Annotated in this window: 22 protein-coding genes and 1 tRNA gene; 22 read left to right on the top strand and 1 reads right to left on the bottom strand. The window is 70.9% G+C overall.

Features of this window, described 5'->3' with window-relative positions; translation table 11 throughout:
- Positions 1 to 185 precede the first annotated feature (185 nt).
- The 20 genes from I6J71_RS05470 to xerC all read left to right on the top strand — a co-directional run bounded on the left by I6J71_RS05470 (position 186) and on the right by xerC (position 15835).
- Positions 186 to 389, top strand: coding sequence for a hypothetical protein (locus I6J71_RS05470; RefSeq protein WP_204093714.1), 204 nt, complete (start codon positions 186 to 188; stop codon positions 387 to 389).
- On the top strand, positions 389 to 745 hold the full coding sequence (locus I6J71_RS05475; RefSeq protein ID WP_204093715.1) for a hypothetical protein: 357 nt from the start codon (positions 389 to 391) through the stop codon (positions 743 to 745). Before I6J71_RS05470 ends, I6J71_RS05475 begins: the two co-directional genes overlap by 1 nt.
- Positions 738 to 1121, top strand: coding sequence for a hypothetical protein (locus I6J71_RS05480; protein ID WP_204093716.1), 384 nt, complete (start codon positions 738 to 740; stop codon positions 1119 to 1121). Before I6J71_RS05475 ends, I6J71_RS05480 begins: the two co-directional genes overlap by 8 nt.
- Positions 1112 to 1513, top strand: a complete 402-nt coding sequence (locus I6J71_RS05485) for a hypothetical protein (RefSeq protein WP_204093717.1) — start codon at positions 1112 to 1114, stop codon at positions 1511 to 1513. The genes I6J71_RS05480 and I6J71_RS05485 overlap by 10 nt, the downstream gene beginning before the upstream one ends.
- Positions 1510 to 2829 (top strand): hypothetical protein, encoded by a 1320-nt coding sequence (locus I6J71_RS47665; protein WP_239154455.1) that lies wholly within the window; start codon positions 1510 to 1512, stop codon positions 2827 to 2829. The genes I6J71_RS05485 and I6J71_RS47665 overlap by 4 nt, the downstream gene beginning before the upstream one ends.
- A gap of 119 nt (positions 2830 to 2948) precedes the next feature.
- Positions 2949 to 5306: an FtsK/SpoIIIE domain-containing protein gene (locus I6J71_RS05495; protein WP_204093718.1), complete on the top strand. Its 2358-nt coding sequence runs from the start codon at positions 2949 to 2951 to the stop codon at positions 5304 to 5306.
- 244 nt (positions 5307 to 5550) lie between these two features.
- Entirely contained in the window at positions 5551 to 6039 is a 489-nt protein-coding gene (locus I6J71_RS05500; RefSeq protein ID WP_204093719.1) for a hypothetical protein, read from the top strand.
- A 316-nt stretch (positions 6040 to 6355) separates the two neighbouring features.
- A complete protein-coding gene (locus I6J71_RS05505; RefSeq protein ID WP_204093720.1) occupies positions 6356 to 6790 on the top strand; it encodes a hypothetical protein in 435 nt (144 codons plus the stop codon).
- A gap of 25 nt (positions 6791 to 6815) precedes the next feature.
- Positions 6816 to 7196, top strand: a complete 381-nt coding sequence (locus I6J71_RS05510) for a hypothetical protein (RefSeq protein ID WP_204093721.1) — start codon at positions 6816 to 6818, stop codon at positions 7194 to 7196.
- On the top strand, positions 7193 to 7318 hold the full coding sequence (locus I6J71_RS49665; RefSeq protein ID WP_255570767.1) for a hypothetical protein: 126 nt from the start codon (positions 7193 to 7195) through the stop codon (positions 7316 to 7318). The genes I6J71_RS05510 and I6J71_RS49665 overlap by 4 nt, the downstream gene beginning before the upstream one ends.
- A gap of 159 nt (positions 7319 to 7477) precedes the next feature.
- Complete coding sequence (ssb, locus tag I6J71_RS05515; RefSeq protein WP_204093722.1) at positions 7478 to 7927, top strand: single-stranded DNA-binding protein; 450 nt, start codon at positions 7478 to 7480, stop codon at positions 7925 to 7927.
- A gap of 21 nt (positions 7928 to 7948) precedes the next feature.
- Positions 7949 to 8248, top strand: coding sequence for a hypothetical protein (locus I6J71_RS05520; RefSeq protein WP_204093723.1), 300 nt, complete (start codon positions 7949 to 7951; stop codon positions 8246 to 8248).
- Complete coding sequence (locus I6J71_RS05525; protein ID WP_204093724.1) at positions 8245 to 9183, top strand: bifunctional DNA primase/polymerase; 939 nt, start codon at positions 8245 to 8247, stop codon at positions 9181 to 9183. The genes I6J71_RS05520 and I6J71_RS05525 overlap by 4 nt, the downstream gene beginning before the upstream one ends.
- 18 nt (positions 9184 to 9201) lie before the next feature.
- Positions 9202 to 9471, top strand: a complete 270-nt coding sequence (locus I6J71_RS05530; RefSeq protein WP_204093725.1) for a hypothetical protein — start codon at positions 9202 to 9204, stop codon at positions 9469 to 9471.
- A gap of 131 nt (positions 9472 to 9602) precedes the next feature.
- Positions 9603 to 9962, top strand: a complete 360-nt coding sequence (locus I6J71_RS05535; protein WP_204093726.1) for a hypothetical protein — start codon at positions 9603 to 9605, stop codon at positions 9960 to 9962.
- A 20-nt stretch (positions 9963 to 9982) separates the two neighbouring features.
- Positions 9983 to 10465, top strand: coding sequence for an ATP-binding protein (locus I6J71_RS05540; RefSeq protein WP_204093727.1), 483 nt, complete (start codon positions 9983 to 9985; stop codon positions 10463 to 10465).
- The gene (locus tag I6J71_RS05545) at positions 10465 to 12135 is read left to right on the top strand and encodes a DNA cytosine methyltransferase (protein ID WP_204093728.1); all 1671 of its coding nucleotides are present in this window, start codon (positions 10465 to 10467) and stop codon (positions 12133 to 12135) included. Before I6J71_RS05540 ends, I6J71_RS05545 begins: the two co-directional genes overlap by 1 nt.
- 78 nt (positions 12136 to 12213) lie before the next feature.
- Entirely contained in the window at positions 12214 to 13791 is a 1578-nt protein-coding gene (locus tag I6J71_RS05550) for a hypothetical protein (RefSeq protein ID WP_204093729.1), read from the top strand.
- A 404-nt stretch (positions 13792 to 14195) separates the two neighbouring features.
- Positions 14196 to 14402 carry an AlpA family transcriptional regulator gene (locus I6J71_RS05555; RefSeq protein WP_204093730.1) on the top strand — a complete coding sequence of 69 codons (207 nt, stop codon included), beginning with the start codon at positions 14196 to 14198 and terminating at the stop codon, positions 14400 to 14402.
- Positions 14403 to 14425: 23 nt separating this feature from the next.
- On the top strand, positions 14426 to 15835 hold the full coding sequence (gene xerC, locus I6J71_RS47670; RefSeq protein ID WP_239154456.1) for a tyrosine recombinase XerC: 1410 nt from the start codon (positions 14426 to 14428) through the stop codon (positions 15833 to 15835).
- Positions 15836 to 15965: 130 nt separating this feature from the next.
- Here xerC and I6J71_RS05565 read toward each other — a convergent pair.
- Positions 15966 to 16038: transfer RNA gene (locus I6J71_RS05565), tRNA-Arg, on the bottom strand.
- A 115-nt stretch (positions 16039 to 16153) separates the two neighbouring features.
- Here I6J71_RS05565 and I6J71_RS05570 point away from each other — a divergent pair.
- Entirely contained in the window at positions 16154 to 17275 is a 1122-nt protein-coding gene (locus I6J71_RS05570) for an epoxide hydrolase family protein (protein ID WP_204093731.1), read from the top strand.
- Positions 17276 to 17435: 160 nt separating this feature from the next.
- Positions 17436 to 18347 carry a cation diffusion facilitator family transporter gene (locus tag I6J71_RS05575; protein ID WP_204093732.1) on the top strand — a complete coding sequence of 304 codons (912 nt, stop codon included), beginning with the start codon at positions 17436 to 17438 and terminating at the stop codon, positions 18345 to 18347.

Raw genomic sequence — 18347 nt, forward strand, 5'->3', positions numbered from 1 at the left:
GGCGACAAGCCCGTCGGCACCTGGGCGGACCACGTCCACGCGAACGTCCAGAAGAACCAGAAGAAGCAGGGCAAGTAGCCCCGCCACCACGCGTTCGGGGTGGTCGGGCCAGAAGGTAGCTGGCCCGACCACTCCCGACCGTACCTCACCTCACCTGGTCGAACACCGTCCGGAAGGGACCGATCATGACTGGACCCGAGCACTACCGCGAGGCCGAACGACTTGTCTGCTCGACGAGTCTGCGCAACCCGCTCCCCGAAGACGCGAACAAGCCCGGAGCGGCGCAGGTGCACGCCACGCTGGCGCTGGCGGCGGCCACCGCCGCGGCCGGGCGGATGCCCGGCACGACCGCGCAGGCGTGGGACACCGCGACGGGGGTGGGTTCGTGATGTCCACCCCAGACACGCCCGGACCCGACGGCGACGCGGCGGACACGTTGTTCCTGCTGCGCCGACTGGTGGAGCGCAACGGCACCTGGGTGCTGGTCACGGTGTTCACCGCGGTCGCGGTGTGGCTGGGGCTGCACCTGGCCCGCGCGGCGCTGGTGCTGGTGGTGCGGCTGCTGGCCTGCGTGATGGCCCGCGCCGACCGCTACGCCAGCACCCGGGTGCTGACCCCGCCGCCGCGGCGGGTGAACCACTACTTCGACGGCCACAACGGCAGCGACTACGACCCGCACCACTACGAGCACGGACACACGCCCGGCCCCGCGCCGGGCCGGTACTGGGAGGCCGCACATGCGTAGGCACAACACCAACGACAACGGCCCGGCACACCGCGGCCGCGACGACAGGCTTCAGACCACGCCGGGCGAGCTGGCCGACCTGATCGCCGCGTCCTACCGTCGCGCGCCGCGCGCGGTGCTGGTGGCCGCCGGGTTCACGGGCCTGGCCGGCTGGCTGACCGGGATCGCGTGGCTGCAAGGGCTGCTGGCGACCCTGGCCGTCCTGACCGGGCTCTACGCCGCCGGGCACCTGATCTTTCTGGCCCGCGCGGCCCGCGAGTACGCCGACGCCCTGGCCACCACCCACGCCCTCTACGTCCGCCGCCACGACGGGAGCGGCGGCACCGAGGGCGACGCGGACGGGTTCGATCCGAGGAAGGAGCCGTGGTGGGGATAAGTGATTCGACGACCCGACGGCGGGGACACGCGCGGACGCGGCAGGAGGCCGCGCTGGCGTGGACGGCGTCGCACGTGATCGAGCTGTGCGGGGTGGCGCTGCCGCTGGTCGGCGGGTTCGTGTGGACGCCGTGGATCGACGTGATCGCCGGGGTTGTGGCGGCGCTGTGGGTGCAGCACGAGGTGGTCCTGCACCGGCGCACCGCCGCCGCCCGCGCGGCCCACACGAAGCTGCTCAACGATATCCCGACCGCACGCCTGACCAGCGCCGCGGCCAAGACAACCGTGCCCGCCACCGACAACCCAGGCAGTGACGAGACGAGCCCGGCCGAGCACGCCGGCACCGAGCCCGCCGACGACACGGCGCGGGCACGACGGGAGGTGTCCCGATGAGCTACTACACCGACCGGGCCGAACAGGCCCGCGCCGACAAGGAACTCAAGGCGAAACTCGAGCGCGAGGCCGCCCGCGAACGGTTCGACCAGCAGCTGAAGCTCGCCGAGATGCGCCGCGAGCACGCGCGCCAGGACAAGGCCGATGCGCAGGCCGAAGCGGGGGACAAGCGCGACCGCCGCAAGGTCGCGCGGGGCAAGGCCCTCGCGTGGGCGAAGGACCACGTGGTGGACCTGCTGATCTACCCGCTGATGCTCGGGTCGGCCGCGATCGCGATCCCGCTGGCCGCCCGGTGGGGCGCGCTGCACCTGGGCGAGTCCGGCGGGCTGCTGCCGATCCTGTCCGAGTGGGGCATGGTCGCCTTCTCCATCGCCGTGCACGTCTCCCGGGTCCGCCACCCCCAGCGCCCGGTGTGGGCGCTGCAGCTGGGCACGTGGGTGTTCGCCGCGGTCGGATTCGCGATCGCCGTGATCCGGGGCATCACCGACCCGGCCGGCGGCGGCTGGGACCTCGGAGTGGTGATGGGCCTGGTGTCCATCGCCGGAGTGGCCGCGCACCAGCTGGTCTCGGCCGCCCCGCGGCGGAGCCCAGCCGAGCGGGCCGCGCATCGGCTGGCCCGGCAGGAAGCGGCCGAACGCAAAGCCGAGCTGGCCACGCGCAAGGTCGCCGCCGCCCGGGTCGACGCCGCCCGCCGCGCCGCGATCGCCGACGCGGTCGCGGAGATCGACCCGGACGGCACCGCCCGCCTGGTGTACCGGCCCGGCCACTACACGCTGCACCGCCGGGGCAAGCTGCGCCCCGCGTCGGTGCCCGGCCTGCCCGTCGCCCCCCTCGACGACGAGGGGGCCGGGACGGGGGTGGCCGACGAGGCTGCCGCTTACCTGGCCGGGCTGCGGTTCCGGCGGCTGAGCGAGATCGGCCCGGACGCTACAACCCCGCCCGGCAAAGGGGAGGAGCCGGGCGGGGTCGCCACCCTCGACCCTAACCCGGCCGGCGGCCCGGACCGGATCGCCGACCACGACAACACCCGACCGGAGGACCCCGCCCCCGGCACGAGCACCGGCCGCGCGACGCCGACCCGGCGCACCAGCCCGACACGACGGGCGGCGCGTTCGGTCATCCCCGAACCGACCCGGCGGAGTTTCGACGAGCTGACCGCCGAGTTCGACGCGGCGGTCGCGAACCCGCCCGACGGGTTCGACCCCGCGAACGCGGAGTCCATCCGCAAGACCCTGCGCTGCGGGAAGAAGCCCGCGACGCAGCTGAAGAAGCGCTACCTCGCCACCACCGACGACCGCACCGGCGGTCGCGGCTAGACCCACCCACATCCCCGGGCAGGGTCCACACCACCCTGCCCCGTGCATCCGGGTGCCGGTCGGTGCTGGGTCCTGCCCGCGTCGTGCACAGTCCACCCGCACGAAGGGCACCCAACGCGATGAACCCCACCGACCACGACAACAACCGCACCACGCCTGAGTCCGGGCGCGAGTCCACGCCCGAGTCGGCCCGCGAGACCGGGACCGAGTCCACCCGCACGCCTGCCGGGCCGGCGGGGGAACTGGCCACCGTCCACCCCCTGCGCGCCCACACTGACCAGCACCAGTCCACCGAGCCGGGCGTGGTCGAGTCCGCCCCCGTCGCGATCGAGGGCGAGCTCGTCTCCGACGAGGAGTGGTTGCTCTACACCAGCCAGAAAGCGCAGATGGAATGGCGGATGCGCGAGTACAAGCGCCAGGCCCTGTGGGTCGGCACGCACGCCATCACCGCGGTCCGGCACGAGCGGACCCTCAGCACCCTGAAGTTCGTCGGCCGCAACGTGCTGGTGTACCCGACACTGGGGGCCGCGGCGGCGATCAAGCGGTGGCGCGACACGCACGGCTCGTCCCGCTACGAGCGCATGATGCGCGCGGCCGAGCTGGCCGGAGAACACGAGAAGGTCGCCGAATGGGAGGCCCGCGACGTCGCGGAGAAGCAGCGCCGGCACGACCGGACGATGGACTGGATCCGCTCGCCGTGGCAGATCGCCAAGGCCGCCGCACTGCTGACCTTCTCCACGACGGTGCTGCTGCTGGTCCTGGGCCTGATCCTGTGGATCGCCGGCAAGGGCGGGGTGCTGGACCCGATCACCGGCGTGATCGACGCGATCGCGTTCTGCGTGTGGTTCGTCGCCACCTACGGCGCGTTCCTCGTACTGGCCGGCACGGCCGGGCTGGTGACCTACCTGTGGAACCTCGGCCGCCGCTCCCAGTCGGTGCCCGACATGTTCCGCCCAGCCTCGGCCAAGCTTGTCGACGAGGTGTCCATCACCCCGTCGGTGGTGGTCACGGCGCTGCGTGACCTGCGGATTTCCGAGCTGCGCAAGAAGATCGAGCAGATGGAAGACGGCGGCGCGGCGATGCTCGGCCCGATCCGTCTGGCCGGCTGCGGGGTCGAGTTCGACGTGCACCTGCCCTCCGGGGTGGACACCGAGGAGGTCAAGCGCAAGCGCCGCAAGTTCGCGGAGAACATGGGCCGCCACGAGCACGAGGTGTTCCTGTCCACCCCGCCCGCCCCGCGCACGGTACGCGTGTGGGCGGCGGACCCCGGGGCACTGGACCAGCCGATCGGCCCATCGCCGCTGGTCACAGACCCGAGCCTCACCGCCGACCTCTACGGCGGGCGGGCACCGTGGGGCGTGGACCTGCGCGGCGACGCGGTGCTGATGCCGCTGCTGCAGGCGCACCTGCTGCTCACCGGTGTGTCCAAGCAGGGCAAGACCGCGACCCTGCGGGCGCTGGCGCTGTGGATGGCGCTGGACCCGTCGGTGCGGTTCTACATCGCCGACCTCAAGGGCATCGGGGACTGGCGCATGTTCAAGCCGCGGGCGGACGTCCTGATCGAAGGCCCGTCCGACCAGCACGCCATCGCCGCCACCGAGATGCTGGAGTGGGCCGTGGAGGAGATGGAGAAGCGGCTGATGTCCTTCGACGGCGACAAGTACCGCAACGGTGTCCCGCGCGAGCTGGCCAAACCGGGCGGCCCGTTTGAGCCGATCGTGTGCATTGTGGACGAAGCGCAGAACGCGTTCATGAACCCGCTCAAGGACGACGAGAAGAGGCCCTACGGCGGGCAGACCAACGAGTCCCGCTACTTCATGGCCGCCCGCAAGATCCAGAACCAGGGCCGGGCGGTGAATGTCGTGCTGTGGCAGGGAACGCAGGACCCGACGGATCAGAACCTGCCCAAGCTGGTCCGCGAGGGCGCCCACATCCGCGGTGGCCTGGTCCTTGGGTCGGAGTCCCAGTCCCGCATGGCCATCGGCGACAAGGCCGTCAACGCCGGCGGTGCGGTGCCGCACGAGCTGCGGATGGGCCTGGACAAGGGCACCTTGGTCGTCGCCGGCGAAGGCGTCCCGCTCCCGCAAGGGCAGGCGTCGATGGTGGTGCGCACCCACTTCATCGACGGCGACGACGCGGAAGACATCATCACCCGCGCCGTGGCCCTGCGCCAGGCCGTGACGAAGACAAAACCGCAGGTCGAATCCCCGGAGGAAACTCGAGACCTGCTGGCCGACCTGGCCGCGGTGCTCGGGGAGAACAAGGTGCCGGCCGGGGAAGTGGTGGCGCTGCTGCGCGACCTCGACCCCGACTGGGCCGCCTACCAGCGGCTCGGCCGCAGCGAACTGGTCGCCGTCCTCGACCGCGACCACGGCATCAAGGTGCCCTCGACCAGCAACAGGTGGCCCATCGATCCTGTCACTGTGCGTGACGCGATCGCCCGGCGCGACCTTGCCGAGGACACCACCGGTGCGTAGCCGAAGTTACGCACCACCCACACCTCCTGGACCCGCGCAACCGCGGGTCCAGGAGGCCTTCCGCAGGTCCACGTAACCGCGTAACTCCGTAACTAGCGCAGCTCAGCGGCAGTGACGGCCGAAGTTAGATCGTAACTGCCCCGGCCGGACGTAACCCCCGCCGTAACCCGCGCGCACCCCATTTCCCGCAGACCCTCACACGCCCCACTGTGACTACATTCCGTGACCATTTTGGAGGTTTGTTATGGGCTGGTTCAGCTCGACCCCCACCCGCGACCGCAAGGCCGAACGCGACCGAGAAGAGGCCGAGGCGCGGCTCGCGATCGCCGCGCACGAGGTCGGGCACGCGATCGGCTGCGCCGCCGCCGGGATCCGCGTACACGCCGTGCGCATCTGGGGCGACCAAGGGCAGGTCGACGCCGACGGCATCGAGGCATCCGATCAGGCCAAGGTGGACGGCTACCTGGTCATGATGCTGTGCGGCTGGGCTGCCGGGGCCGAGTGGATGCACCGCCACCACGGCTACTCCCGCTCTGCCGCGCTCTCGTGGGCGCGGCAAGGAGCCCGTTCCGACTGGGCCGACTTCCGCCGCAAGAAACGGGACGGCTCGCACAACGGCGGCTGGTACGAGCGCCAGGCGCAGAACCTGGTGCGCGCCAACTGGTCGCGCATCGAACGCCACGCCCGCGAGCTGGCCCGCACCGGCCGCCTCACGGGCAGCCGCTTCAACTGACCCCCGCCCCGGGCCGTTGCCCAGCGGGTTCTGGCTCCACCGCTCGCTGCCTCGACACCACCCGCCCGCACCACCAGAAGGAGGAACACTCGATGACCACCGCTCCCGCTCAGCCGGCACAGATCGAGCTCGCTGCCGCCCACGCTCGATCTGCCCGCGCCCGACCGGGCCGACGCGCAGACCTTCCGGCTGCCGATGGCCGGCACCTGCTCTACACCGTCCCGCCCGGCGGTGGCCGCGTGAGTCCGGCCCTGATCGCGACCATCGGGTCGGCCGGGAGTCGGGAAAACCACGTGACGTTCGAGAGGAGCTGAGCATGGGATGGTTCAGCCCCCGCCGCGACCCCACCGACCCGCACCAGCTACGCATCGCGATCCACGAACTTGGCCACGCCGCCGTCTGGTCCGACGCTGGACTCCAGATCCGGGAGGTCGTGCACACCGGGGATTCCGGACACTGCGCCGTCGTATGGGACCCGGACAACCTCACCGGCTACGCCGTCGGCTGTTGGGGCGGATTCGAGGCCGAAGACCGCTGGCTACGTGCCCACCGCGCCGGGCGCGCCAGCCGGGGCAACGCCTCCCACGACATCGGCAACTTCCGCCACGTGAACCGCGGCCTCGACACACGCCTGTCCGAAGGCAGGGCCCGGTCCTTGGCTCGGGCCGCGGTCGCCCGCCACTGGCGCCGGATCGAAACCCTCGCACCGCAACTCATCCGTGCAGGGCGACTGAACGGCATTCGCGCCTGAACTCTGTCCAGAAAGGACATCCGCAATGTTCCTGCCTGCTCCCGACCTGTCTGCCACCGATGTGTTCGCGTGCCTGCGTGTCCACGCTCCCGCAGTGCTCACCGATCCCACCGGTGCGATCCTCGCGGTCGGCGTCACCCGCCCCGTCGCGGCGGTAAACATGATCCGCGCCGCCGGCCCCGCACTCGACCTGCCCACGCCCGACCGGGCCGACGCCCAGACCTTCCGGCTGCGCTGGTTCGCCTACACCCACCCCGCACGCCCGGGCGATGCGTTCCTGCGGGCCGCCGGCCCCGGCGAAGACGGCGCGTTCCCAGTGGTGATCTGGCGCGCCGCCGACCAGGCCCGCGCCCGCGCCGCCCACGACGCCGCCCGCGCGCTCAGTGCGATGGGGGCCGCGGCATGAGCGGCCGGCCCGACCCCAAGCCCGCAGGCAACCCGTGGGACCTGCACGAGTCGATCACCCGCGACAACGAGGAGCTCACCCGCGCGCGCCGTGACGCGGACACGAAAGGCGGCAGGCGATAAGCGCCTGCTGCTGACCCCCCACCTGCCAGCAGACAGCCCTGCACCGTCGACCACGAACGCGCGCACCAACCCCACGTCGTGCGAACTCGCGACGTCCCGACTTTGTGGCCGGGGCGAGTTCGTGCTGTCCACACCCGCCCCGAGCAAGGAGTGTTTGTCATGGCTGGACTTCCCGAGATCACGATGGCCGGAACGCTGACCGCGGACCCGGAGATGCGGTTCACCCCCGCCGGTGCCGGGGTGTGTTCGTTCACCCTCGCCGCCAACGATCGCCGGTTCGACAAGGACAGCGGCGAGTGGCGTGATGCCGGGGCCACGTTCATGCGCTGCACCGTGTGGCGTCGCCAGGCCGAGAACGTCGCCGACTGCCGCAAGGGCGACCGGCTGCTCGTCACCGGCGAGCTGCGCCAGTCCGAGTGGGAGGACAAGAACACCGGCGAGAAGCGCTACGGCTTCGACGTGCAAGTCCGCGAGGCCGCGCTGTCGATGCTGTTTCACCCGGCCACATCCGCCCGCCCCGACCGCACCACCGGCGGCAGCACGGGCGATGCGTGGGCGTCCTCGGCCCCCACGACCGGCGGCCCGGCGTCGGACGCACCCCCGTTCTGACCGAAAGGGCGGTGATCGGCGGTGGCCGACACCACGAAGTACCGCGCGGCCGACGTGGCCGCATGGCTCACCGAGCACGCGCACGCCGCACCCGGCCCCGCCCGCCGCGCCGGCCGGGTCGTGGCCGACGCGTGGAACGCACGCGAGTTATACGCCTCGGCCACGCTCCCGGCCCTCGCCGACTGCCTTGCCGCATCCGGCTGTCTGGTGTCCGAGCTGGAGTCGGTCGCGGATCGGCTGGCCCGCTGCTGCGGGGCGCACCTGCCCGACATCCCGGCGTGGGACCCGAATCCGAACTGGCGAAAGGAGATCAGCGGATGAGTCAGGCACAACGCGCAGCACTGCGGGCGGCCGCGTTGGAGATTGCTGGCAGGGGGTGGAAGGTCTTCCCGTGCCGGCCGGGCACCAAAGCCGCCTGCTGGCACGGCAAGGACGACTGCCCGGCGTCGGGGGTGTGCGCGGCCGGGCACGTCACCCCCGAGTCTTTGGCCACCTCGGATTTGGACAAGGTCGGGGCCAAGTGGTCCGAGCCCGTGCCCTACAACATCGCGCTCTTTCCCGGCCCGTCATGCCTGTTCCTGCTCGACTGCGACCAGCCCAAACCCGGGCACAAGGGCGAGCACGACCCGGACGGCTGGACCCAGCTGCAGGCCTTGGCAGCCGAGCGGGGCGGGCCGCTGCCCGACACCTACACCGTCACCACCCCCACCGGCGGCCGGCACCTGCTCTACACCGCGCCCCCCGGCTGCCACCTGCGCTCGACGGTCAAGCACCTCGCCAGCAACATCGACACCCGCGGGTGGGGCGGCTACGCCCTCGCCCCCGGCTCGCTCCGCCCCGACGGCGCTTACGAACTGCTCGACGACACCGAGCCGGTCGAGCTGCCGGGGTGGTTGGTCCAAGCCACCGTCGAACGCGCCTCTACGGCCGTCTCAGGGCGCGACCAGACGGCCGTAGCCGCGCCGAGTTCCTACGTGGCCGCAGCGGTGCAGGCCGAGTGCGACCGCGTCCGCAGTGCGCCGCCAGGCACCCGGAACAAGGCGCTGTCGACCGCGGCCTACGCGCTCGGCCAGCTCGCCGGGGCCCGGCTGCTGGACGAGACCTACGCCCGCGCCGAACTGCGGGCCGCGGTCGCCGCCTGGAACACCCCCGAATCCGCCGTCAAGGACGACGGCGTGATCGGCACCGCTCTGCGCGCCGGAGCGGAGAACCCCCGTCGGATCAAGCCGCGACACGGCACCCGCCGCGCCGCCTGAACACCAAGGAGGACACCGATGGCCGCCATCGTTCACCGCTGCGCCTGCGGGCACCTGGACAGCTTCCACGCCCCGTCGCCGAAGGGCGACACCGCGCCCTGCAGCATGGCGCGCTGCGACTGCGCCGACGTCGACCCGGGCGCCCCGGAGGTCATCCCAACCTGGCGTTCGGAAACCCCGTTCGACCAGGCGCAGCCCGACCCGGCCCTGATCGAGCCGGGCACCGACCGGTCGTGCGACTGCGAGGACTGCTGGTCGCTCTACAACGCCGAACACGTGGCCGCGTGACGACCTGCCACCACCGGGTCTGCGACCGCTGCGCCAGCCAGTACCTCTGACCACATCGGACACCGAGAAGGGCCGGGCACCACGCGTGCCCGGCCCTTCTCGTGCCCGTCTTCCGGAAGGGAGCCACCGCCATGACCGCCATCCAACCGACGACACCGCTCTCGACGGCCACCGTGCTCGGGGAGGTCGCCGACCGGCGGCGCCAGCAGGACGCCACGTTCGGCGAGCAGAACCACCCCGATGGCACCGGCCCCGACGTCGAGCTGACCGGAGTGCTGCGCCGCGCCGCCGACGCCGCCTACACCGCACGGTTCACCACCGAGCTGGCCCGCGCCGAGGGTCGCCTGACCTGGCTGCACATCCTGCGTGAAGAGGTCTACGAGGCGCTGGCCGAAGCCGCCCCGGCGGAACTGCGGGATGAGCTGCTCGACGTCGCGGCCACCGCGGTGGTCTGGATCGAGGCCATCGACCGCCGCGGCGCGGCCTCGTGAGCGCGCCACACGACCCGCTGATGCGCGTCATGGTCGGCGGGCCCGGCTGCGGCAAGACGACCTACTGCGAACGCCAGCTGGCGGACGGAAGGTTCGGGACCCGGTTGTCGCTGTACCGCGAACGCGCCGTGCTCGGCCGCCACGAGCATGACCAGGCCGCCACCCCGGCCGCCGTCGCGATGGTCCGCGCGATCGCGGGCGCGCTGCTGGCCGGCGAGCGCGAGGTCATCATCGACGCCACCGCCACCACCGCGGCCGAGCGTGGCACCTGGCTGGCCCTCGCCCGCCAGCCCGCCGCCGTCCCGGTCGCGGTGATCGTGCGGGCCCCGCTTGCCGTGGCGTTGGCCCGCAACGCCAACCGCGCGCGCCCGGTGCCCGAACCGGTCGTCCGCGAGTTCTGGCACCGGGTCCACGCGCTCACCCTGCTCGCGCTGCTGGCCGAGGGCTTCCGCGCCGTCACCGAGGTCGACACCACACCAACCACCACACCGGAGGTCTGCTGATGTACACCGTGACTGACCTGTTCTGCGGCGCCGGCGGCTCCGGGCTTGGAGCCACGGCCGTGCCCGGCGTGGAGCTGGTGATGGCTGCCAACCACAGCCCGCAGGCGATCGAAACCCACCAGACCAACTTCCCCGACTGCGACCACGACTGCGCCGACATCTCCCAGGTCGACCCGCGCCGCTACCGCCGCACCGACATCCTGTGGGCCTCGCCGGAGTGCACCAACCACTCCATCGCCAAGGGCAAGCGGCGGGCCAAGAACCGCAACCAGGGCGTGCTGTTCGGGGAGGAGGAGGTGCCCGACCACGTGGCCGAGCGGTCGCGGGCGACGATGTGGGACGTGCCACGGTTCGTCGAGGCGCACCGCCACGACGTCGTGATCGTGGAGAACGTGGTGGACGCGGCGAAGTGGGAGCCGTTCCGAGCGTGGCTGGCCGCGATGGACTGCCTCGGCTACGACCACCGGATCGTCTCGCTCAACAGCATGCACGCCCCGGCGATCGCCGTTCCGCGCGCGCCGCAGAGCCGGGACCGGATGTACGTGGTGTTCTGGCGCAAGGGCAACCCGGTGCCGGACCTCGACATCCGGCCCGCCGCGTGGTGCCCGGCCTGCGACGTCGAGGTGGCGGCGGTGCAGTGGTGGAAGCCCGGCCGCACGGTCGGCCGATACCGGCAGCAGTACCTCTACCGCTGCCCGAACACCAAGTGCCGCAACGCGATCGTCGAGCCGTACGTGCTGCCCGCAGCGGCGGTGATCGACTGGTCCGCCCTCGGAGAGCGCATCGGCGACCGGCGCGACCCGCTGTCGGAGAAGACGATAAGTCGCATCCGGGCCGGGTTGCAGCGCTACGCGCGGCCGATGACGTTCGAGGCCACCGGCAACACCCATGTGCGCCCCGGCTCCGGCTACGCGCGCGCGTGGCCAGCCGACTGGCCGACCGCGACTCTGACTACCTCGCAGACCCGCGCCTTGCTCGTGCCCAGCGGCGGCAGCCGGAACGAGGACGCCCGCATCGTCGCCGACCCGTTCCGCACCCGCACCACCAGTGAGTGGGAGGGGCTGCTGGTCCCGTTGGAGGGCAGGGAGGGCAAGCACGCCACCAGCACGGACGACCCGATGCGCACACAGACCGCGCGGCACGAAACGGCGCTCGTGGTCCCGTACTACGGCACCGGGACAGCGCGGCCTGCCGCCCGACCGATGCCGACGATGACCACTGTGGACACCGCCGGGGTGGCGTTCATCGCCGAACTGCGCGGCGGTGGCTCGGACGCCCGCGACGTCGCCGAGCCGCTGGCGACGGTGTGCGCCTCGGGCAACCACCACATGCTGGTGCGGCACAACACCGCCCGCGGCAACCCCGGCCAGATGTGCACGCCCGCCACCGAGCCCGTGCGGCTCACCACCGCCGGGCACCAATCGCTCGTGGGCTGGCCGGGCGAAGCGCCCGCCGTCGAGGACTGCACGTTCCGGATGCTGTCCGTGCCGGAAGTCCAGGCTGCGATGGCGTTCACCCCTGACTACGTCATCACTGGCACCAGCAAGCGCGTCCGGGTGCGCCAGCTCGGCAACGGCGTCACCCCGCCCGCCGCCGAATGGCTGGTCGGCGCGGCGGTCGCCTCGCTGGAGCGCCGCCGCGTGGGCCGCCGGCGTCGCATCGCCGCGTGACCTGCCGCTGCCCCGGCACCCACAGCCTGCCGGGGTGGCGGGGCTCGACCGCTCTACCCGCACGACGGAGGGAACGCCATGGCCAGCACACCCGCACAAGCCCGGTCGCTGTGGCCACTGGGCGACTCGGGGCGTCCGCGGCTGCGGATCGGTGAGGACCCGGACGCCATCCGGGTCCTCACCAGCGCCCTGGACGACCGGATCATCCCGAACACCTACGTGTGCGAGGGCGACCCGGTGGTGGTGGAGGAGATCTCCGGCGCCACCGAGGACACCGAGGCCGGGGATGCCGACGTGGCGTTGCCCATCACCGCGTCGGTGCTCAAACCGCCGCTGCTCGCCTCGCTGCTGGCCGAGCACGCCGAAGTCATCGACGTCAAACGAGACGGAAAGGAGGTGGAGACCACGCCGAACGCCACCGTGCTCAACGCCGTGCTCGCGCGCCGGTCGTGGCCGAAACTACCGGTGCTGCACCGGATCATCTCCACGCCGGTGCTGCGCCGCGACGGCACGCTGCTGCAGGACCCCGGCTACGACCAGGCGACCGGCTACTACCTGGCCGGAAACCAGCACCTGGGACGGGTTCCCGAGCAGCCCACCAAGGCCGAGGTGGCCGAGTCTCGGGAATTCCTGCTGGACCGGTTCCTGCGGGACTTCCCGTGGCGCAGTGACGCCGACCGCGCCAACTACCTGGCGCTGCTGGTCACCCCGCTGATCCGCCCCTACACGCGGGCGTTGTCGCCCTTCGGGATGATCGAAGCGTCGATGCCCGGGTCGGGGAAAACCATCCTGGCCGGCTGTGTCGGGCTGATGGTTGGGCAACGGGTGCTCACCTGGACCGACTCCGAGGAGGAGTTGCGCAAGGCCATCACCACGGTCCTGGCCGACTCGGTCGGGGTGATCGTGTTCGACAACCTCGCCGAGGGCTCCATGGTGAACTCCGCCGTGCTCGCGCGGCTGGTCACCGAACGAAACTGGACCGATCGCCGGTTGGGCACCAACGCGGCGGCGAACTTCATCAACGACCGGTTGTGGCTGGCGACCGGCAACAACCTCCGCACCGGCGGGGACATGGCATCCCGCTCGGTGTGGGTGCGGCTCGACCCGAACTGCCCCCGTCCCGAGGCCCGCACCGGGTTCACGATCCCGAACCTCGACTCGTGGATCCTCGACCCGGGCAACCGGGCGACGGTGCTGCGGCATGTGCTGATCCTGATCCTCGACTGGACCAACAACGGGGCACCCACCGCCGCGCAGGTGCCGCAGATGCGGCAGTTCACCCCTTGGGCCACACACCTCGGCGGGTTCCTCGAACACCACCAGATCGGAGGGTTCCTCACCAACGCCGAATCCGTGCGGGAGCTGGACGAGGAAGACAGCGAATGGCGGTCGTTCCTGATGGCCTGGGACGACGTCCACGGCGACGTCCGGCTGACCTCGCAGCAGCTGCGCCAGTCCGGCGAGCCGACCGGAGGGACCGATCCCTGGGCCGGGACGTTCCCGACCGACCGGCGCGGCAAGCCGCTCACCGTGAAGAGCCTGGGGTGGCGGCTGCGGGGCCAGATCGACCGCTGGCACGGCGACGTGGTGTTACGCAGCGCAACCGACAGCCACGCCAACAGTCGGCTCTGGTGGGTCGAGCGACAAGCGCTCTAGGAACACAGGCGGAGAAAAAACCCGCAAAACCCGCAAACCCGCAAACGATCACTCTGCAGGGCTCTGATCAGGAAAAAGAGGCTGGCAGGGGGTTGCGGGTTTCTCCATCAACCTCGACTGAGAAACCCGCAAAACCCGCGGGTTTACGGGTTTCTCGCCAACCTCCCGCAGCAAAACCCGCAAGTGAAACCGCAGATCAGAGGCCACTTTGCGGGTTTGCGGGTTTTGCGGGTTTCTTCCGGCACCCCCCGCCCCAGCTGCCAAACCCGCATCGCCACCCTGCCAGCCGTCCTTGGGTGAGCGCCTACCCAGCGTCACCAAGGTGGCGCCACGTAACCCACTCCCACACCGTCCCGTTGGGGCGGTTCGTCGTGCCCGCTCGCCGGGCGTCTTGGAGGACCCGAATGCCGCAGCAGCACCGCACATCAGGCAAACGACAACTGCTCACCATCGCCAGCGTCTGCGAAGAGCTGGACGTGGCGCAGTCCACTTTTTACGAGTGGCGCGCGAAACGGTGCGCTCCACGCTGCATCAAGCTTCCGAACGGCGGTGTCCGAATCCGCCGCGCGGACCTGGATTCATGGCTGGAAGAACGAGAGGTTGCCGCTTGATCAGTTCGTCATACAAGGTCCGAGTGTGGAAGCTCGAGACTCGGCTCAACGCGGCCAAGAAGGTCACCAGTTACCGCGTTCTGTGGCAGGTCGAGCAGGAGGTGTTCAAGGAGAGTTTCAAGCTCTACGCCCAGGCTGACGGGCATCGGTCGTCCTTGCTGGCGGCTCAGCGCGCAGGTGAAGCGTTCGACCTGGTGTCAGGTCTGCCGCCGTCGATGTTGCGGCCGAAGGGAGACCTGAGCTGGTACCGGTTCACCGAGGAGTACATCGACATGAAATGGCCCGACGCAGCCGCGACCGCGCGCCAGACGATGGCTGAGGCGCTGATTCGCGTGATGCCGGTGTTCGTGAAGGAGGGGAAGAACGAGCCCGACGCGAAGGTCGTGCGGTCTGCGTTACGACAGTGGGGGTACAACACCGAGTACCGCAATGGGCACGACATGCCGGCCGATGTGCGCAAAGTTCTGGAGTGGCTGGCCCGCAACACGTTGTCGGTCAAGGCCGTCAGCGACCCGGACATCCTGCGCGCCTTGCAGCGGGCAGTGACGCGGCGGCTGGACGGCAAACGCTTCGCTCCGAGCGTGGCCCGAAAGACACGCGGGGTGCTGTTCAACGCACTCGATTACGCGATCGAGAAGAAGCTGATCGACGCGAACCCGCTCAGCTCGGTGAAGTGGACGGCCATGCCGAAGGGGAAGCGAAAAGTCGACAAGCGTGCAGTGCCCAACCCGGTGCAAGCGCGGACGTTGCTGGCTGCCGTCGGCGCACTGCCGCGCAGCGGGCCGAGGCTGGAGGCGTTTTTCGGCGCGATGTACTACGCCGGGCTGCGGCCCGAGGAAGCCGTTTCGTTGAACAAGCGGAACCTGTCGTCCCTGCCGGAGCCTGTATGGAACGAACAGACCCAGGAGTACGTGTACGACTGGGGCGAGTTCCACCTGGAAAAGGCCGAACCTCACGCCGGGGGGAGGTGGACCAACACTGGGAGGCCGCGAGACGAGCGTCCCCTGAAGTCGCGAGGCGACGACGAAGGGCGCCCCGTGTCGTTCCCACCGGACTTGACCCGGTTGCTGTGGCGGCACATTCGGACGTTCGGTTTCGGACCTGATGGCCGGCTGTTCTGCGCGGAGCGAGGAGGGGAAATCCCGATGATCACTTACACCCGCGCATGGCGGGCCGCCCGCAAGGCTGCACTGACCGAGGAGGTCCAGGCGACGCCGCTCGCGGCGCGGCCGTACGACCTGCGTCATGCGGCCGTCAGTACTCGGCTGGCGGCCGGGGTGGACCCAGCGGAGGTCGCGGCCTGGGCAGGCCACTCCGTCGGCGTGCTCATGGAGGTGTATGCGACGTTTCTCGACGGAGGAGAAGCGGCCAACCGGGCACGAATCGAGAAGATCCTCGGCCACCAGCCGCGAGGCAGACTGCCGGAGCAGTGATCCCTTGGGAAGGTATTGGGAAGAAGCACCCGTGTAGAGCCGGGTGTTGATGGAGACAGCCGGAGGACGGGAAAAATCGCTTCAGGCGCAAAAAAGCTGGTCAGAAGCGGTTTTTCCCGCTCCCATGGGGTGCCCTCGGCAGGATTCGAACCTGCGACACCTGCCTCCGGAGGGCAGTGCTCTATCCCCTGAGCTACGAGGGCTCATCGCTCACGCGACCGGACGAGCTTAGCGCATGGTCGTTTCCCCGCTGCGCCGGAGGGTCACCTTCCGGCGCGGGGGCTGCTAGCGTCGATCTTGTCGACGGAGGGAGCAGCGGTGCCGGCGGAACCGTTCAAGGTCGAGGTGGCTGAGGCTGACGTCCGGGACCTGCGGGAACGGCTCGCGCGCACGCGCTGGCCCGAGGCCGAGACCGTGGACGACTGGTCGCAGGGGCTGCCGCTCGCGTATGCGCGGGAGCTGTGCCGCAGCTGGGCCGAGGAGTACGACTTCGGGTTCGCCGACCGGGTGAACGCGTTCCCGCAGTTCCGGGAGACCGTGGACGGGCTGGGGATCCACTTCCTGCACGTCCGGTCGCCCGAGCCGGACGCGTTCCCGCTGGTCGTGACGCACGGGTGGCCTGGGTCGGTGCTGGAGTTCCTGGACGTGCTGGGGCCGCTGACGGATCCGCGGGCGCACGGCGGCGACCCGGCGGACGCGTTCCACGTCGTCGCGCCGTCGTTGCCCGGGTACGGGTGGAGTGACAAGCCGGTGCGCGCGGGCTGGGGTGTGGAGCGCACGGCGCGGGCGTGGGACCGGCTGATGGTGTCTCTGGGGTACGAGCGCTACGGCGCACAGGGCGGCGACTGGGGTTCGGCCGTGTCCGGCGCGCTCGGCGAGGTGGCGCCGGAGCGCGTCGCCGGTGTGCACGTGAACATGGCGGCCGCGCCGCTGGGGCAGTTCGACGACCCGACGCCCGGGGAGGTGGCGGCGCTGGCCGCGGCCAAGGAGTTCGGCCGCACGGGCCGCGGGTACTCGGGGCAGCAGTCCACGCGCCCGCAGACGCTCGGCTACGGCCTCACCGATTCGCCCGCCGGCCAGGCCGCGTGGATCGCCGAGAAGTTCTGGGCGTGGACGGACAACAACGGCCACCCGGAAGACGCCTTGACCCGCCGCCAGATCCTCGACGCGATCTCCGTGTACTGGTTCACGGCGTCGGCCACGTCGTCGGCGCGGCTGTACTGGGAGAGCTTCGGCAGCTTCCGCGACAAGGTGACGGCGCCGTCGGGGATTTCGCTGTATCCCAAGGAGATCACGCGGCCTTCGCGACGCGAGGCGGAGCTGCGCTTCACCGACCTGCGGTGGTTCGAGGAGCTCCCGCGCGGCGGTCACTTCGCGGCGATGGAGCAGCCGGCGTCGCTCGTCGAGCAAGTGCGCGGGTTCTTCCGCCTCGTGCGCTGAACGCAACCCCTGTCCCAGCCTTCGGGAGTACTCATCCGGGGGGTGGGTTTGGCTCCACCTGGGCGATTACCCTGAACTTAGGCTTACCTGTATTGCATATATGCGCATGCGACTATATATTGCGGACAGGAGCCGTTGACCTGCGGAGGGAGGCGAAAGCATGGGGCACGGCCACGGGCACACGGCCGCCCCGGCGAGCGCTTCCGGACGCTACCTCCGCGCACTGGTGGTCGCCCTCGTCATCGGCGCGGGGTTCATGGTACTGGAGGGCGTGGTCGGGTTCACGACCGGCTCGCTCGCCCTGATCTCCGACGCGGCCCACATGTTCACCGACGTCCTCGGCGTCGGCATGGCGCTCACCGCGATCGTCCTGGCCCGCCGCAGCGGCCCGACGGCCAGCCGCACCTTCGGCATGTACCGCGCCGAAGTGCTCGCCGCGCTCGGCAACGCCGTGCTGCTGTTCGGCGTGGCCGCGTATGTGCTCTTCGAAGCCATTGGCCGCATCACCGATCCGCCCGAGGTGCCGGGCTTGCCCGTGCTCCTGGCCGCCGGCGCCGGCCTGATCGCGAACGTCGTGTCGTTCTTCGTGCTGCGCGGCGGAGCCCGTGAGAGCCTCAACGTCCGCGGCGCGTACCTCGAGGTGCTCGCCGACCTGATCGGCTCGGTGGGCGTCCTGCTCAGCGGCGCCATCATCCTCACCACCGGCTGGCGCTACGCCGACCCGATCATCGGTGTCGCCATCGGCCTGTTCGTGCTGCCGCGCACGTGGACCCTGGCCCGCCGCGCGCTGCGCATCCTCTTCCAGCACGCCCCGACGGGCGTCGACGTCGGCGAGATCAGTACGGAGCTCGCCGCCCTCCCCGGCGTCTCCGACGTCCACGACTTGCACGTCTGGACGCTCACCTCCGGCATGGAGGTCGCCTCCGCTCACCTCACGATGAGCGGGGAGGCCGAGCAGTCCGCCGTGCTGACCGAGGCGCAGGACCTGCTGGCGTCGCGGTATTCGATCAGCCACGCGACGCTGCAGGTGGAGGGGCCGCACGCGGCCCGGTGCCAGGAACTGTCCTGGTAG

The sequence above is a fragment of the Amycolatopsis sp. FDAARGOS 1241 genome, assembly GCF_016889705.1.
Classification (GTDB): Bacteria; Actinomycetota; Actinomycetes; order Mycobacteriales; family Pseudonocardiaceae; genus Amycolatopsis.

Bases quoted from the DNA above. Each gene is read 5' to 3' on its own strand.
- I6J71_RS05470 (WP_204093714.1), top strand. From the start codon at position 186: ATGACTGGACCCGAGCACTACCGCGAGGCCGAACGACTTGTCTGCTCG.
- I6J71_RS05475 (WP_204093715.1), top strand. From the start codon at position 389: ATGTCCACCCCAGACACGCCCGGACCCGACGGCGACGCGGCGGACACG.
- I6J71_RS05480 (WP_204093716.1), top strand. From the start codon at position 738: ATGCGTAGGCACAACACCAACGACAACGGCCCGGCACACCGCGGCCGC.
- I6J71_RS47665 (WP_239154455.1), top strand. From the start codon at position 1,510: ATGAGCTACTACACCGACCGGGCCGAACAGGCCCGCGCCGACAAGGAA.
- I6J71_RS05495 (WP_204093718.1), top strand. From the start codon at position 2,949: ATGAACCCCACCGACCACGACAACAACCGCACCACGCCTGAGTCCGGG.
- I6J71_RS05500 (WP_204093719.1), top strand. From the start codon at position 5,551: ATGGGCTGGTTCAGCTCGACCCCCACCCGCGACCGCAAGGCCGAACGC.
- I6J71_RS05505 (WP_204093720.1), top strand. From the start codon at position 6,356: ATGGGATGGTTCAGCCCCCGCCGCGACCCCACCGACCCGCACCAGCTA.
- I6J71_RS05510 (WP_204093721.1), top strand. From the start codon at position 6,816: ATGTTCCTGCCTGCTCCCGACCTGTCTGCCACCGATGTGTTCGCGTGC.
- I6J71_RS49665 (WP_255570767.1), top strand. From the start codon at position 7,193: ATGAGCGGCCGGCCCGACCCCAAGCCCGCAGGCAACCCGTGGGACCTG.
- ssb (WP_204093722.1), top strand. From the start codon at position 7,478: ATGGCTGGACTTCCCGAGATCACGATGGCCGGAACGCTGACCGCGGAC.
- I6J71_RS05525 (WP_204093724.1), top strand. From the start codon at position 8,245: ATGAGTCAGGCACAACGCGCAGCACTGCGGGCGGCCGCGTTGGAGATT.
- I6J71_RS05530 (WP_204093725.1), top strand. From the start codon at position 9,202: ATGGCCGCCATCGTTCACCGCTGCGCCTGCGGGCACCTGGACAGCTTC.
- I6J71_RS05535 (WP_204093726.1), top strand. From the start codon at position 9,603: ATGACCGCCATCCAACCGACGACACCGCTCTCGACGGCCACCGTGCTC.
- I6J71_RS05540 (WP_204093727.1), top strand. From the start codon at position 9,983: ATGCGCGTCATGGTCGGCGGGCCCGGCTGCGGCAAGACGACCTACTGC.
- I6J71_RS05545 (WP_204093728.1), top strand. From the start codon at position 10,465: ATGTACACCGTGACTGACCTGTTCTGCGGCGCCGGCGGCTCCGGGCTT.
- I6J71_RS05550 (WP_204093729.1), top strand. From the start codon at position 12,214: ATGGCCAGCACACCCGCACAAGCCCGGTCGCTGTGGCCACTGGGCGAC.
- I6J71_RS05555 (WP_204093730.1), top strand. From the start codon at position 14,196: ATGCCGCAGCAGCACCGCACATCAGGCAAACGACAACTGCTCACCATC.
- I6J71_RS05575 (WP_204093732.1), top strand. From the start codon at position 17,436: ATGGGGCACGGCCACGGGCACACGGCCGCCCCGGCGAGCGCTTCCGGA.